The following is a 14837-nucleotide window of genomic DNA, read 5'->3' as shown; positions in this document are numbered from 1 at the left end:
TAAATGGATATAATTAAAAAATCAGTGGTTTTAACTAGCGCACTCACTCCATATATAGCCAGTGCTGACACACCTGATAGAACTCAGCTTCCAATTCCGGATGTAAGACCTCAAACTTACTCTCAATTAGATGTTAGAGATGTACAGCGACCAGATCCAACATCCCGTGTGAAAGCACCAGATGGAGCCCCCAATGTACTTGTAATATTACTCGATGATGTTGGTTTTAGTCAGTCATCACTGTTTGGTGGTGCTGTTGACATGCCAACGCTAAGTGCGCTGGCTAAACAAGGCTTAATGTATAACCAATTCCATACGACTGGCGTTAGCTCCGCTACGCGCACAGCAATATTAACAGGACGTAATCATCACCAAAATAACATGGGCTCTATTGCCGAAACGGCAACAGCTTTTCCTGGAAATACTGGTGTAAGACCTAATTACATCGCAGCATTACCTAAAATTTTGAAATACAACGGTTATAGCACGGCTATGTTTGGTAAAAACCATGAGATCCCAGCATGGGAAACAGGTCCAGCTGGGGTTCAAACCTTATGGCCGAAAGAAGTCGGGTTTGATAAGTTTTATGGCTTTTTTGGTGGGGAAACGGACCAGTATCAACCAGTATTAATTGATGGTATTACTCGCATAAAAACGCCACGTAAGAAAGATTATCACTTTACTGAGGATATGACAGACAAAACCATTGAATGGCTAAATTTAGAGCAAAGTTATAATGCCGATAAACCCTTCTTTATTTACTATGCGCCTGGCGCCGTACATGCGCCGCATCATGCTCCCAAAGAATGGATTGATAAGTACAAAGGTAAGTTCTCAATGGGCTGGGATAAATTGAGACAAGAAACATTTGAGCGACAAAAAGCAAATAACATTATTCCGAAAAATACGGTACTGCCGCCCATGCCAGAGTTTGTTCCTAGATGGGATTCGCTCACTGCTGACGAAAAGCGTGTATTTGAACGACAAATGGAAGTATATGCTGGCTATTTAGCACATACGGATCATGAAATAGGTCGAGTTGTTGAAACACTTAAGAAAAATGGCGAGTTCGACAACACCCTAATTTTCTACATCGTAGGGGACAATGGAGCAAGTGCAGAGGGGAATAGAAATGGTAGCTTCAACTCGCTAGCTTTCTATAATGGCATTGACGAACCGTCTTCATATGCTCTGGAAAATATCGAAAAACTCGGTGGGCCAGAAAGTTTTCCACATTACGCTTCAGGTTGGGCTGTCGCTGGTGATTCGCCTTTTGTATGGACTAAGGGCATGGCATCAGATTATGGCGGTACACGAAACGCCATGGTAGTAAGTTGGCCTCATGGCATTAAAAAGAATAGTCAAAACATCCGTAGCCAGTGGTCACATGTCGTTGATATCGCTCCGACAGTATTAGAAACAGCTAAACTTCCTTTTCCTAAGAAAGTCGAAGGTATTAAGCAAATCCCTATGGCTGGGGTGAGTTTTGCGCAATCATTTAACAACCCCGATGCAGAAACAGATCACAAAGTTCAATACTTTGAGCTTGCTGGTAATCGAGCTATTTACAAAGATGGCTGGTTAGCAAGGGTTACACATTGGGCATTAACCGAATCATCAGCGAACTTCACTACCTTGCAAAAAGATGAGTGGGAGTTGTTTGACACCACACAGGATTGGTCTCTTTCTAACAATTTAGCTGATAAGTACCCCAAGAAACTCAAAGAAATTAAAAAGCTTTTCGATAAAGAAGCACAAGAGAATCATGTTTACCCAATTGATGACCGCACGCTTGAGCGTATGAATGCAGAAATAGCTGGCCGACCCGATGCGATGTTTGGTAAACAGAGTTTGACTTTATATGAAGGGGCTAAAGGTATTCCTGAAAACTCTTTTTTAAATATCAAAAATAAATCTTTTGATTTAGTTGCAAAAGTCATTACTGATGATGTGAAAAACACCAATGGTGTTGTTATTGCACAAGGCGGTAACTTCGCTGGTTGGACTTTATTTGTTAAAAACGGAGTACCAACATTCGAGTATAATTGGTTGACGTATGAGTATACTAAAGTCTCTGGTTCGGAACTCAAAAAAGGTGAAAATGAGATCAAAGTTGAGTTTCGTTATGATGAAGATGGCAAAGGGGGTAAAGGGAACGCCGCAGGTTTAGGAAAAGGTGGTAATGTATATTTATACGTTAACGGCAAACTTGCAGCTAAAAAGCTGATCCCAAATACAATTGCCAGCTTATTCTCACTTGATGATGGTGTGGGTATTGGTGAAGATGAGGGTGGTGCCGTAAGTCTTGACTATGAAGCCCCTTTTACTTTTAACAAAAAATAGAACAGGTAACGACTTCTATTGTTCAATAGATAAGATGCAATAGATAAAGGTTAACTCTAAGAGTCCCGCATTTCATGCGGGACTTTTGATTAACCTACTTTGATATATTATCTACTCTTCTGCCGCTTAAACTCTTCAAAAATACTGTTTACATTCACTTTTGCGCCTAGCTTTGCAGCGATTAAAAACAGGCCTGCTAGTTTTCTGTGAACAAATAAGGCATCTACAGGGGGCGCGTGCCAGTGCTCAGAGGCTGTACTCATTTTTATGCCGAGTTCTTTAATACGTTTTGGTAAGTCGCTATTTGCAAAATCATACTCACCTTGATGGCGCAGTGGCTCGCAGGCAAGTAGAAATATCTCGACAACATTATCTATATATTCTTGAGCTAGCCCTTCTTGAAAATAGCCAATATGCTGTGAAGCTGTTGCAACTCCTGCTCTGTCATTATTTATTGCAGCAGATAATAACTGTAAGTAGCCATCACTAATATGCTGAGGTAGCTCACGGGTAGCGCCAAAGTCTAAAAGCACTAAGCGTTGATTGTCGATTTGATATTGATAGTTGGCAAAGTTTGGATCTGTTTGAACTAGTTTAAAGCTAAATAATTCACGTAAAAATAGGCTTAGTAACTGTTCAACCGCTTTATTACGTAGCGCTTGCTCTGTGGTTGCCAGTTCATCTAGCTCTTGTCCTTCAACAAAGCTCATGACTAACACTTGAGAAGAACTAAGCGAATCTACCACATTTGGAATAAGGTAATTGTCGTCACCCTTTAAACACTCGCTGTAGCGTTTTAAATAATTAGCTTCTAATTCGTAGTCAGCTTCGTTTATAAGCTGTTGTTTTGCTTCATCGATAAGAGGCTGTATTTCTACCTCTTTGGGTAATAAGCCACTGAGCTTAAGAATGTAAGCTAAGTTATCAACATCACTGGCTATACCTTTTGCAATACCTGGGTACTGAACTTTAACTGCTAGTTTTTCGCCCGATTCTCGGTAAGCAATATGCACTTGCCCTATCGATGCTGCAGCAAATGGTCTGAGTTCAAAGTGCGATAAGTGCTCTAGCCATGCATCGCCCCAATGCTCACGCATTACTTTAACTAGCTGCTTTTGCGGCATAGCTGTCGCCTCTGCACGCAGCCTTGCTAAGATTGCAGATAGCTCAGGTGTAAGTAATTCGCCACTGTCCATAGACAGTAGCTGCCCCAATTTCATTGCTGCGCCACGCAGGTTTGCAAGTTGCTCTGCAAAGCGTTGAATATTTTTTGGCTGTAACAATAACTCTTGTCGTGATGTTTGCTTACCCATAGCCCATGCTTTTGTGCCTTCAAACAACATATTACCCGCGACTTTACCAGCTAAAGAACCAAGCCGAGCAGCGCGTGAAAACCGTGATGTTGGCACAGACTTTTGTTTATTACTCATATTGCTTCACACTATTAACTTAATGCTTTGAATACGTTGATTGTCGAGGTTTAGATCGACTTTAGCTTAATCGCTTTACTCTCTTTTGTTCTATTTAATTTAGCCAACAAAAAAGCCGCATGGTTTCCCGATGCGGCTTTAAAGCTCAGAATAATTAAAGTTATTTAATAATTTCTAAGCCACCCATATATGGGCGTAATACTTCTGGAACAACAATCGAGCCGTCAGCTTGTTGGTAGTTCTCTAAGATTGCTACAAGTGTACGACCAACCGCTAAACCTGAACCGTTTAGTGTGTGTAGTAACTCTGGCTTTTTCTCGCCTTGACGACGGAAACGCGCTTGCATACGACGCGCTTGGAAATCAACCATGTTTGAACATGATGAGATTTCACGATAGGTGTTTTGTGCAGGTAACCAAACTTCTAAATCGTAAGTTTTTGCTGCGCCAAAGCCCATATCACCCGTACATAAAATTACTTTACGGTAAGGAAGCTCTAATGCTTGTAAGATTTGCTCAGCGTGACCTGTTAGTTCTTCTAGTGCTTGCATTGAATCTTCTGGTTTTACAAGTTGTACTAATTCAACTTTGTCGAATTGGTGTTGACGAATAAGACCACGTGTATCACGACCATAGCTACCAGCTTCACTACGGAAACATGGTGTGTGAGCAGTTAAGCGAATTGGTAAATCGCTTTCGTCGTAGATTTCGTCACGGGCACTATTTGTAAGCGGTACTTCAGCAGTTGGAATTAAGCTAAAACCAGGTTGTTGCTGACCGTCGTCATCCACTAAACCTAATGTATGGAATAAGTCACCGGCAAACTTAGGTAATTGGCTTGTACCGTATAAGCTTGCGCTATTTACTAGGTAAGGCACATACATTTCTGTGTAGCCATTTTGCTCTGTGTGCGTATCAAGCATAAACTGAGTAAGAGCACGGTGCATACGGGCCACTTGGCCGCGCATAACAGTAAAACGTGCGCCACTGATTTTAACACCCATTTCAAAGTCTAGGCCGTTTACGTCTTGACCAACATCTACGTGATCTTTTACTTCAAAATCATATGACTTAGGCGTGCCCCACGTTAAAATTTCAACGTTTTGCTCTTCGTCTTCACCAACTGGCACAGACTCATCAGGTAAGTTTGGAATAGCTAGCGCGATTTGCTTAAGCTCTTCTAATACAGCGTCTTGCTCTGCTTTAACACTGTCTAGTTGGTCACCAAGAGTACTTACTGAATCAAGCAACTGTTGTGCTTTCTCGTGCTCGCCTTTCGCTTTTGCTTGGCCGATAGCTTTGGAACTTGCATTACGCTCGCTTTGAAGTTCTTGCGTTTTTACTTGTAATGTTTTGCGTTTTTCTTCAAGTGCAGTTACCGCTGCAATATCAAGTTCGAAACCACGTGTTGCTAAACGTGCAGCCGCTTGTTCGATATCTTGACGTAAATATTTAGAATCTAACATGTTTGATTTTTAACCTTTTTGCATTACCAGCTGAAGGCCCAGCCAAGCCATAAATATACACACCACCACGTTTAAGGTGATATTGAGGGCCATTTTAAAAAAGTGACCTTGTTGCATTAGCAACAACGAATCCATTGAGAATGTTGAAAAGGTGGTCAATGCACCTAAAAAGCCAATACCAATTAAGGTTTTAGCGGGGCTAACAGCGATTATTTCTTTTTCAATCAAGCCGTATAATATGCCCATTAACAATGAACCAAGAATATTAACTGTCAACGTGCCAAAAGGGAATCCCCTACCGAGCAGTTTTAGCATGGTTTCGCTAAGAAAATAGCGCAAACACGCCCCAGAAGCACCACCCATTGCAATCATCATGTAAAGTTTCAAACTATTCATAACGTTTAATATCACTTTGCTCGTTGCGCTGGGTTAAATATTCCAGCTTTTGTTTTATTTTTTGTTCAAGCCCGCGATCTGTTGGGAAGTAATACTGACGATCATGAATTGCTTCTGGGAAATACTTCTCGCCAGCAGCAAATGCGCCTTCTTCATTGTGTGCATAACGATACTCTGCACCATAGCCTAAATCTTTCATTAGACTTGTTGGCGCATTACGTAAATGCTCTGGCACAGGATAACTCGGTTCATTTTTAGCATCTTGCATTGCTTGATTAAACGCCATATACACCGCGTTACTTTTCGGTGCGCTGGCTAAGTAAATGGTGGCCTGAGCTATAGCGCGCTCACCTTCACTTGGACCAACACGTTGAAAAATATCCCATGCATTTAGTGCTACTTCCATTGCACGTGGGTCGGCATTGCCGATATCCTCTGTAGCAATCGCTAATAAACGCCTAGCTACATAAAGCGGGTCGCCGCCACCTGCTAAAATTCGGCAGTACCAATATAAGGCGCCATCAGGAGAACTACCACGCACCGATTTATGAAACGCTGAAATTAAGTCGTAGAACTCATCGCCGCCTTTGTCGTACTTGGCTAAGTGAGTTGGTAGAACTTGGCTTAAAACATGTTGATCAACAAGGTATTTGCCCTGCTGCTCAGTGGTTAAATCAACAGCTTGTTCTAGTAAGTTAAGCACTTTACGAGCATCGCCATCACTTGCTTGGCAAAGTGCTTGTTTGGCGTTATCGGCAATTTCAATGTGTTTTTGGCTTAGCTCAACGTCTTCGCGTAAAGCGCGCTCAATCACAGTAAATAAATCGGCTTGCTTAAGTGCTTTTAATACATAAACACGGGCACGAGAAAGTATTGCGTTATTAAGTGCAAATGATGGGTTTTCGGTGGTCGCGCCAACAAAAATAAAAGTACCATCTTCAATATGTGGTAAGAATGCATCTTGCTGAGATTTATTAAAGCGATGCACTTCGTCGACAAACAGTAAGGTGCGTTGTCCTCGCCCTGCAAGATTTGCTTTTGCTTCGCTTACCGCTTCACGAATGTCTTTGACACCTGCTGTGACCGCCGACATTTGAATAAGGCTTGCATCGGCATGGTTCGCAATAATTTGCGCTAACGTAGTTTTACCAACGCCTGGCGGCCCCCACAAAATGAGGCTGTGGCATCGACCTGCAAGAATGGCTTGGTAAAGAGGTTTATCGGGGCTTAAAAGGTGCTGCTGACCTATGTAGTCATTGAGTGTTTCGGGTCGCATGCGCGCCGCAAGTGGGCGCACATCAGGACCAAAATTAAATCCGAGATTACTCAAGCCTTAATCACCTTGGCTTTGGTCGTCAACTTCAACGCCCTCAGGAATGGTAAATTCAAAGGTTTGAGTTGCAAGTGCTTCGTTTACTTTAGCATCTTTAAAGGTAAATAAAGACTGCTGACCAGAGGTATCTAATACTGTCAGTGATGCTAGTCCTTGTTCTTTAGCATTAAAGCTAATGTCTAACTTTTCAACTTGGCTCTCAACGCCTTTGTTTGGTGTTACGCTAAAGCCTGCATCGGTTGCCACAACTTGGTATTTAGCCCATTGCTCAGGATCTTTAGAGGTCAGCAATACAAACGGTGTTGAATCAATCAAGCTGTGGGTATTCATAATCGTTACTTGCTCAGCAAAGCTATCGAAGTAATACGTTTTGTCGCCATTAGATACAAACAAGGTATCGTCTGGGCTTTGCTGTTGCCAGCGGATCATCATAGGTTGTTGAAGAGCAATATTCCCTTCACCTTGCATGATAGCTTCGCCTTGCGAATCGGTAACTTGCTGCGAAAACTCTGCTTTAAAACTTTTAATCGCAGCCAGTTGTTGTTGCAATGCTTCGCTGTCGTCTGCAAAACTTTGACCGCTTAATAAACAACCCATAATTAGGGCTAGGTATTTAATTTTTTTCATTAATTTGCTCCACCATTTGGCACTAAGACTTCGCGGGCACCGTTATGTCCTGGTGCGCTAACAATGCCTGATGTTTCCATTTGTTCAACTAAACGAGCTGCGCGGTTATAACCTACACGAAGCTTACGCTGTACACTCGATACCGACACTTTGCCGGTTTCAATTACAAATGATACTGCTTCATCGTAAAGCGGATCTGACTCTTCATCACCGTCTTCACTGGTTTCTCCTGGTAGTAGAATTTCTTCTGTGGCATCGCCACTCAAAATTTCATCTATATAATTTGGTTTGCCACGTTTTTTCCAATCATCTACGACCGCATGAACTTCGTGGTCGTCAACAAACGCGCCATGCACACGCACTGGTACACTAGTACCTGGTGGTAAGTAAAGCATGTCACCCATACCAAGTAAGTTTTCAGCACCTTGCTGATCTAAAATGGTACGCGAATCAATTTTACTTGAAACTTGGAACGCCATACGTGTTGGAATATTCGCTTTAATCAAACCTGTAATAACGTCAACCGATGGGCGTTGTGTTGCTAACACTAAGTGAATACCTGCAGCACGGGCTTTTTGTGCGATACGTGCAATCAGCTCTTCCACTTTTTTACCCACGATCATCATCATGTCGGCAAATTCGTCAATAACCACCACAATACTTGGTAGTTTATCTAGCTCTTCAGGGCCATCGGCCATACCGTCGGTATCTTTAAACAGTGGATCTAGAATTGGTTGACCCGCTTCTTTGGCATCCAACACTTTTTGGTTATAACCTTTTAAGTTACGCACCCCAAGTGCCGACATCAGCTTATAACGACGTTCCATTTCGCCTACACACCAACGCAATGCATTGGCTGCTTCTTTCATGTCAGTAACAACTTCACATAATAAATGTGGGATGCCTTCGTACACAGAAAGTTCAAGCATTTTCGGGTCGATCATGATCATACGAACATCATCAGGGCCCGATTTGTATAGTAAGCTTAATATCATTACATTAACGCCCACTGACTTACCTGAACCAGTTGTACCCGCAACAAGTAAATGTGGCATTTTGCCAAGGTCAGCACACACAGGCTCGCCAGCAATGTCTTTACCTAACACCATAGTCAGTGGTGATGGGTTTGATTCAAATTTAGGTGCGTTAATAACTTCACTTAAACGCACGATTTCACGATGTTTGTTAGGTAACTCTAAACCAACATAAGTTTTACCCGGAATAACTTCTACAACACGTACGCTTACTGCAGAGAGTGAACGCGCTAAATCTTTAGCTAAGCCAGTGATTTTAGCTACTTTGATACCCGGCGCTAAATCAAGCTCAAAACGCGTTACAACCGGACCTGGGTATACGCCCACAACCGCAGCTTGAATGTTAAAATCAAGTAATTTGGTTTCAACTAAACGAGAAATACCATCTAATTCTTCTTGTGATAATGGGTTTTTTGCTTTATCTGGACGATCTAATAAATCCAGCGATGGTAACGGATTTACAGGCGGTTGCTCTTCGAGCAAAGCTTCGAATTTTTCTTTCGCTGTTGGTGGTGGCTGATACGCAGGTTTTGGTTTAGGCATTGGGCGAGCAGGCGAAACAACCGTTGTTACAGGCTTTTCTTGCTCTACTACAGGGCTCTGATCAAGCGCATTAAGTGCCGATACGGTATCGAATGATTCATCATCAAGAGCACTGAATCCAATTTCTTGGTCAAGAATATCATCAAGCTCATCAAAGCCTTTGAAGTCTTCATCTGCTTTTTCAGCAGACTTTTGCTGTTGCTTGGTCGCTTTTGGCTCATCTTCATCAGCATCATTGAAGCTAATAGCTGGCTCGTTTTCTGGTTCTACAAAGTTGGCGTCAGGCTCTGTGGTGGCGACATCTTTAACTGCTTCTTTTTCACGGTGCATCCAAGCAGAAAATTGCTCACGTAAAAAGTAGAATAATTTCATTACCCACTTGCCGACAAAATCGACAAATTGTACCCAAGAAATCCCCGTTAATAGGGTTAATCCAGCAAAGAAAAAGCACAGTAATAGAATCGAGGTGCCGGTAAAATTAAAGGTCGGCATCATTGCTGTTGCAATGACATCCCCTACTACCCCACCAGATGAGAAGTTATAAATATCGTCGAAGTTAATGCTGCTAATGGCAGTCGCTGAAGTAATAAACAGCGCAAAGCCAATGACACGTAAGGCAAGTGTGGTGTAATCAAGCTGAAAAATACGATGTGGCTGTTTAAACAATAAATAACCAAATAATTGAATAGCAACAGGGACTAAATAAGCAAGCCAGCCAAAAGTGAGTAATAGGATATCTGCAACCCAGGCCCCCGCAGTGCCGGTAATATTCTTAACATTAACAAATTCACCGGTTTGCGACCATGAAGGGTCGGCAGGATCAAAACTGATTAATGCACATAAAATAAATACTGCAGCAAAGGTGCTGATGATTAGCCCCGTTTCTAACAGTCTTTGAACACCATTTAGGCGCATAGCTCCCTATTCCTTATTATTCTTTACTGATCGATTAGCAGTGAAATACCTTAGCAGGAAATGCCGTTTGATGCACTTTATCTTAGCCTTGATGGACTGATAATGAACAAGTTTTTGTTACTCTATGTGTATTTTAACAGTTTAAGCAATATATGGGCGAATAATGACCCCTTCTTCACCTTTTACTTCTTCCATTACCACATACGTTCGGCTTTCACTGACATTAGGTAGTTTTAGTAGAATATCGCCTAGTACATTTCGATATTCCGACATATCATTTACCCGCGTTTTTAATAAAAAGTCGAAATTACCCGACACCAAGTGACATTCAATAATTTCGTCGTGCTTTTTAACAGCGGCGTTAAACTCTTCGAACACATCAGGTGATGTTTTGGTGATGGTCACTTCTACATAAACGGATAAACCCTGCCCAAGCTTAGCAGGATCTACTACCGCTTTATATCCGAGTATATACCCCTCCCTTTCAAGCTTTTTTACACGCTCTAAACACGGGGTGGCACTTAGCCCTACACGCCTTGCCAGCTCTACGTTAGAGATCCGACCATCGTGCTGTAATTCCATTAATATTTTACGGTCTATTCTGTCGAGTAATTGATGCATAAGCCAAACCAGAGTTTTGCACTGTTTTTAAGTTATTTTTAGATTATATCACTAGAAGTACATTAAAAAAAGGTGAGACACACTGGCTAGTCATGAATATAATAGTCAAAAATTTTATCCCGTTCTATTAAGGCGAAAAACTATGATTATTGGTGTACCTAAAGAAATCAAAAACCATGAATACCGTGTAGGTATGGTTCCTGCGAGTGTTCGTGAACTAGTAAACCATGGCCACCAAGTGTTTGTTGAGACTGATGCTGGTATGGGCATTGGCTTTACGAACGAAGATTATATTGCGGCTGGTGCTGAAATTTTACCAACAGCAGCAGACGTTTTTGCTAAAGCTGAAATGATCGTTAAAGTAAAAGAGCCACAAGCTGTTGAGCGTGCTATGTTACGCGAAGACCAAATTCTATTTACTTACCTTCACTTAGCACCGGATCTTCCACAAACTGAAGACCTTGTTAAAAGTGGCGCAGTATGTATCGCTTACGAAACAGTAACTGATTCACGTGGCGGTTTACCACTTCTAGCTCCTATGAGTGAAGTTGCAGGTCGTATGTCTATTCAAGCTGGTGCACAAGCGCTTGAAAAAGCAAACCACGGCCGTGGTATGTTACTTGGTGGTGTACCAGGTGTTGAGCCAGCTAAAGTAGTTGTTATCGGCGGCGGCATGGTTGGTCGTAGCGCAGCGCAAATGGCTGTTGGCCTAGGTGCTGATGTTGTTGTTCTTGACCGTAACATCGATGTATTACGTGCATTAGATGCGCAGTTCGGTAATAAAGTTAAAGCTATCTACTCTACAGCTGACGCGTTAGAAAAACACGTACTAGAAGCTGACCTTGTGATCGGTGGCGTATTAATCCCTGGTGCTGCAGCGCCTAAACTAGTAACGGCTGAGCACATCAAAGCAATGAAACCTGGTTCTGCAATCGTTGACGTTGCAATCGACCAAGGTGGTTGTATCGCAACTTCTAAAGCGACAACTCATGCTGATCCTACTTTCATCGTTGATGAAGTTGTTCACTACTGTGTTGCTAACATGCCAGGTGCTGTACCACGTACTTCGACGTTTGCACTTAACAACGCAACATTACCGTTCATCATCAACCTTGCTAACAAAGGCTACAAGAAAGCGCTTCTTGACGATGCAAACTTCTTAAAAGGCTTAAACGTGATCAAAGGCCAAGTTACTTATAAAGAAGTAGCTGAAGCTTTCAACATGGAATATGTTGACCCACGTACAGCTGTTGAAAATGCTTAATTAGCATTGTGAAACAAAAAAAGCAGCGATATCGCTGCTTTTTTTATGCCAGTTTGCAAATAAATCGCTTTATCTGCAAACCGCTACATTATTGATTAACGCCGCTTAGTTTGTTTAGCGCGTTGATTGTGCTTTTTAACCGCCTTACGAATTTGGTTAATTTTAGCACGCTTGTCTTTACGCTTTTCAGGAATAACCGACAGCTTAGTTTGCGTTTCGCGGCCTAGTTGTACTGTTTTACGTAAATAGTTTACGGTATCTAAATCAAGCTCAGCCCAACCACCTTGCGGTAAGCGCTTATCAAGCTCTAACTTACCGTAACGAATACGGATAAGACGCGATACTTCAACATCTTGTGATTGCCATAAACGACGTACTTCGCGGTTACGACCTTCAGTTAATGTGACATTGAACCAACGATTGATCCCCTCACCACCCATAGGTTTGATGTTCAAGAATTTTGCAGGGCCATCATCAAGTTCAACACCTTTTGTTAAAGTGCGCAGCGTATCATTAGTTACTTCGCCAAATACACGAGCAGAGTATTCACGCTCTACTTCGTAACTTGGGTGCATTAAACGATTTGCAAGTTCACCGTCATTGGTGAACAGCATTAAACCTGCGGTATTAATATCTAAACGACCTACCGCTATCCAGCGCTCGCCATCAACACGTGGTAAGCGATCAAATACCGTACGGCGGCCTTCCGGATCTTTACGTGTACATAACTCACCTTCTGGTTTGTTATACATAAGCACACGACAAATACGGTCAGCTTTGTCTTCAATTTTTACCACGTGACCGTCAACACGAATCACATCGGTTGTTTCTACACGGTCGCCTAAACGCGCCACTTTACCATTCACGCTCACGCGATTGGCATCGATGTATTTTTCCATTTCACGACGTGAACCCACGCCTGCACGGGCTAATACTTTTTGTAACTTTTCAGTTTCTAAATTACTCATTCAGATAGTTCTCTCACAGAAGGATCGCTCAATAGCTGGTTGATTTTACTCTCCTGAAGTTCAGGTAATGGTGGTAATTCATCTAAACCAGCTAATGAAAAATAGTCTAAGAAAGCGGATGTTGTTGCATACAAAGCAGGGCGACCTGGCACTTCTTTGTGGCCCACAACCCTTACCCACTCTCTTTCTAATAAGGTTTTAATAATCCCTGAGCCAACGGTTACTCCCCGTACTTGTTCAATTTCACCACGGGTAATAGGTTGCCTGTAGGCAATCAAGGATAAAGTTTCTAATAGTGCTCTTGAGTATTTAGGTGCGCGCTCTTGCCATAAGTTTGCCAGCCAAGGTGCTAAACTCGCACAGGCCTGAAATCTATAACCGCTACCTACTGCAACAAGCTTGATACCTCTGGTTTGATAATGCGTTTGAATCTGTTCAATTGCATTATTAATGCGTGGCATAGATACGCTTAAATCAGCTAATACTGTTTCTTTTAAATGCCGTTTAGACACGGGTTTTCCAGCAACAAAAATCGCAGCTTCTATGATTTCGACTAACTGTTCATCACTGATACGTTTTGTGGCCATCGTTACTAAAGGTCATTTTAAATCACTAACGCTCTATTATGACAGAAGTCAGCCAAGGTTGGAAAAATTATTATAAAAAAGCCAGTGTAAAACACTGGCTTTGGGGGATATTTCAAAAATGAATAATGAAATTAGCTGTTTTTAACCATTTCAAGGGCATCATCTTCGGCAACATCGCTGCCATATTTGCTAATGTAGTTGATAAATTCAGTACGACTTACACGCTTATCTTTGTTGCTATCCATATAGCCAAAATGATTTGCGATGTCGTCGTCATCTGCTTCTTCAATTGATACATAACCATTTTTATCGTTATCTAACGATTTAAAGTCATTTTCGATGCGGTCAAATCTAGCGATTTCTGCTTTAAATGCTGATTCAGACACCTCGCTATCAGTTGCCACTTTACCTGTATTTAACTGCATATAAGTATTAAATTCAGTGCGGCTAATTTGCTCATCCATGTTGGTATCGATATTTGAAAAATGATCCCAAATTGCATCGTCATCAGCTTCTACTTTAGAGATATAACCGTCATTGTCATTATCTAGGCTACCAAAATCACTGTCGATTTTTGCTAAAGAGTTACTTGCAGAACATGCTGATAGGCTTAATGCTGCCAAAATTGTTGATGCTAGAGTTAACTTGTTCATAAGACATTTCCTTGTAGTCGATTAGATTCACTTTGACTATTACAAGTTGAATGCCAAAATGTCTTACTGACTAAAATCAAGCACTTAGAAAACAGTTAAGCTAAGGTTAAGCCTATGATTTAGCAAGCTTTTCATAGCTTGCTGTAATTTTTTCATAAAAAAGCGCTCATATGAGCGCTTTTCCATATAGCCATAATATCGCTATTAGATAGCTGCGTTTTGGTAACGCTTAACGAAGTCTGTTACAGCTTCGCCATTACATTTTAAGGTGTTTAAGTTACCAATTTTTTCACGCACAGGTGTTAAACCTTTTTTAAGTGCTGTGATACAAAGTTGAGTTTCTTTTTGCTCATTTTTAGCAAACACTTCAACTGCTGCTTTTGATGCTGAATTTTGTGATTGTGCCTTTTTAGCAATGTCACGGATGTCAGTACCGTTGCATAAAATGCTTTTTGAAAAACGCGACATTGAAATGCCATGCTTTGCTGCTTCTTTACGTGCAGCGGTAAACCCTTCATTCGCACTTAAGCTACATAACTTAGATTCAATACGGTTATCAGCTGAAAAGTAGTGCGGGTTGCTTGCTAATGAGCCAAATGAGATACATGCAAGAGAAAGCATCACTAATTGTTTTTTCATGGTTTACCTTTAAATAGTA

At 41.6% G+C, this 14837-nt stretch carries 13 protein-coding genes; 2 read left to right on the top strand and 11 right to left on the bottom strand.

Annotated features, from left to right (window positions below; translation table 11 throughout):
- The first annotated feature begins 3 nt into the window (after positions 1 to 3).
- Positions 4 to 2343 carry an arylsulfatase gene (locus J8Z25_RS07425; protein WP_250661923.1) on the top strand — a complete coding sequence of 780 codons (2340 nt, stop codon included), beginning with the start codon at positions 4 to 6 and terminating at the stop codon, positions 2341 to 2343.
- A gap of 107 nt (positions 2344 to 2450) precedes the next feature.
- Here the strand turns inward: J8Z25_RS07425 and J8Z25_RS07420 are convergent, their stop codons facing one another.
- The 7 genes from J8Z25_RS07420 to lrp form a co-directional block, all read right to left on the bottom strand.
- Positions 2451 to 3773 (bottom strand): ABC1 kinase family protein, encoded by a 1323-nt coding sequence (locus J8Z25_RS07420; protein WP_250661922.1) that lies wholly within the window; start codon positions 3771 to 3773, stop codon positions 2451 to 2453.
- 160 nt (positions 3774 to 3933) lie between these two features.
- Complete coding sequence (gene serS, locus J8Z25_RS07415; RefSeq protein WP_250661921.1) at positions 3934 to 5238, bottom strand: serine--tRNA ligase; 1305 nt, start codon at positions 5236 to 5238, stop codon at positions 3934 to 3936.
- A 9-nt stretch (positions 5239 to 5247) separates the two neighbouring features.
- Positions 5248 to 5634 (bottom strand): fluoride efflux transporter CrcB, encoded by a 387-nt coding sequence (crcB, locus tag J8Z25_RS07410; RefSeq protein WP_130051717.1) that lies wholly within the window; start codon positions 5632 to 5634, stop codon positions 5248 to 5250.
- Positions 5627 to 6964 (bottom strand): replication-associated recombination protein A, encoded by a 1338-nt coding sequence (locus J8Z25_RS07405; RefSeq protein ID WP_167658593.1) that lies wholly within the window; start codon positions 6962 to 6964, stop codon positions 5627 to 5629. The genes crcB and J8Z25_RS07405 overlap by 8 nt, the downstream gene beginning before the upstream one ends.
- Positions 6965 to 6967: 3 nt before the next feature.
- Complete coding sequence (gene lolA / locus J8Z25_RS07400) at positions 6968 to 7594, bottom strand: outer membrane lipoprotein periplasmic chaperone LolA (RefSeq protein WP_062565165.1); 627 nt, start codon at positions 7592 to 7594, stop codon at positions 6968 to 6970.
- Entirely contained in the window at positions 7594 to 10086 is a 2493-nt protein-coding gene (locus tag J8Z25_RS07395) for a DNA translocase FtsK (protein ID WP_130051720.1), read from the bottom strand. Before J8Z25_RS07395 ends, lolA begins: the two co-directional genes overlap by 1 nt.
- Positions 10087 to 10227: 141 nt before the next feature.
- Entirely contained in the window at positions 10228 to 10707 is a 480-nt protein-coding gene (gene lrp / locus J8Z25_RS07390) for a leucine-responsive transcriptional regulator Lrp (protein WP_130051721.1), read from the bottom strand.
- 142 nt (positions 10708 to 10849) lie between these two features.
- Here lrp and ald point away from each other — a divergent pair, with 142 nt between their 5' ends.
- Positions 10850 to 11971 carry an alanine dehydrogenase gene (ald, locus tag J8Z25_RS07385; RefSeq protein WP_130051722.1) on the top strand — a complete coding sequence of 374 codons (1122 nt, stop codon included), beginning with the start codon at positions 10850 to 10852 and terminating at the stop codon, positions 11969 to 11971.
- Positions 11972 to 12066: 95 nt separating this feature from the next.
- On the opposite strand, the gene rluB is transcribed toward ald, so the two are convergent.
- The 4 genes from rluB to J8Z25_RS07365 form a co-directional block, all read right to left on the bottom strand.
- A complete protein-coding gene (gene rluB / locus J8Z25_RS07380; RefSeq protein WP_130051723.1) occupies positions 12067 to 12939 on the bottom strand; it encodes a 23S rRNA pseudouridine(2605) synthase RluB in 873 nt (290 codons plus the stop codon).
- Entirely contained in the window at positions 12936 to 13526 is a 591-nt protein-coding gene (gene scpB / locus J8Z25_RS07375) for an SMC-Scp complex subunit ScpB (protein WP_130051724.1), read from the bottom strand. Before scpB ends, rluB begins: the two co-directional genes overlap by 4 nt.
- A 131-nt stretch (positions 13527 to 13657) precedes the next feature.
- Entirely contained in the window at positions 13658 to 14179 is a 522-nt protein-coding gene (locus tag J8Z25_RS07370; RefSeq protein ID WP_130051725.1) for an EF-hand domain-containing protein, read from the bottom strand.
- A 204-nt stretch (positions 14180 to 14383) separates the two neighbouring features.
- Positions 14384 to 14818 (bottom strand): exonuclease III, encoded by a 435-nt coding sequence (locus tag J8Z25_RS07365; protein ID WP_130051726.1) that lies wholly within the window; start codon positions 14816 to 14818, stop codon positions 14384 to 14386.
- Positions 14819 to 14837: the final 19 nt, after the last annotated feature.

The sequence above is a fragment of the Pseudoalteromonas sp. SCSIO 43101 genome (assembly GCF_023650775.1).
Taxonomy (GTDB): Bacteria; Pseudomonadota; Gammaproteobacteria; order Enterobacterales; family Alteromonadaceae; genus Pseudoalteromonas; species Pseudoalteromonas apostichopi.
This window is presented reverse-complemented; position numbering and strand designations above follow the sequence as displayed.

What these genes read in the sequence shown, in the direction of transcription:
- J8Z25_RS07425 (WP_250661923.1), top strand. Translation starts at nt 4, where the DNA reads ATGGATATAATTAAAAAATCAGTGGTTTTAACTAGCGCACTCACTCCA.
- crcB (WP_130051717.1), bottom strand. Translation starts at nt 5,634, where the DNA reads ATGAATAGTTTGAAACTTTACATGATGATTGCAATGGGTGGTGCTTCT.
- ald (WP_130051722.1), top strand. Translation starts at nt 10,850, where the DNA reads ATGATTATTGGTGTACCTAAAGAAATCAAAAACCATGAATACCGTGTA.
- J8Z25_RS07370 (WP_130051725.1), bottom strand. Translation starts at nt 14,179, where the DNA reads ATGAACAAGTTAACTCTAGCATCAACAATTTTGGCAGCATTAAGCCTA.
- lolA (WP_062565165.1), bottom strand. Translation starts at nt 7,594, where the DNA reads ATGAAAAAAATTAAATACCTAGCCCTAATTATGGGTTGTTTATTAAGC.
- J8Z25_RS07365 (WP_130051726.1), bottom strand. Translation starts at nt 14,818, where the DNA reads ATGAAAAAACAATTAGTGATGCTTTCTCTTGCATGTATCTCATTTGGC.
- J8Z25_RS07395 (WP_130051720.1), bottom strand. Translation starts at nt 10,086, where the DNA reads ATGCGCCTAAATGGTGTTCAAAGACTGTTAGAAACGGGGCTAATCATC.
- rluB (WP_130051723.1), bottom strand. Translation starts at nt 12,939, where the DNA reads ATGAGTAATTTAGAAACTGAAAAGTTACAAAAAGTATTAGCCCGTGCA.
- scpB (WP_130051724.1), bottom strand. Translation starts at nt 13,526, where the DNA reads ATGGCCACAAAACGTATCAGTGATGAACAGTTAGTCGAAATCATAGAA.
- serS (WP_250661921.1), bottom strand. Translation starts at nt 5,238, where the DNA reads ATGTTAGATTCTAAATATTTACGTCAAGATATCGAACAAGCGGCTGCA.
- J8Z25_RS07420 (WP_250661922.1), bottom strand. Translation starts at nt 3,773, where the DNA reads ATGAGTAATAAACAAAAGTCTGTGCCAACATCACGGTTTTCACGCGCT.
- lrp (WP_130051721.1), bottom strand. Translation starts at nt 10,707, where the DNA reads ATGCATCAATTACTCGACAGAATAGACCGTAAAATATTAATGGAATTA.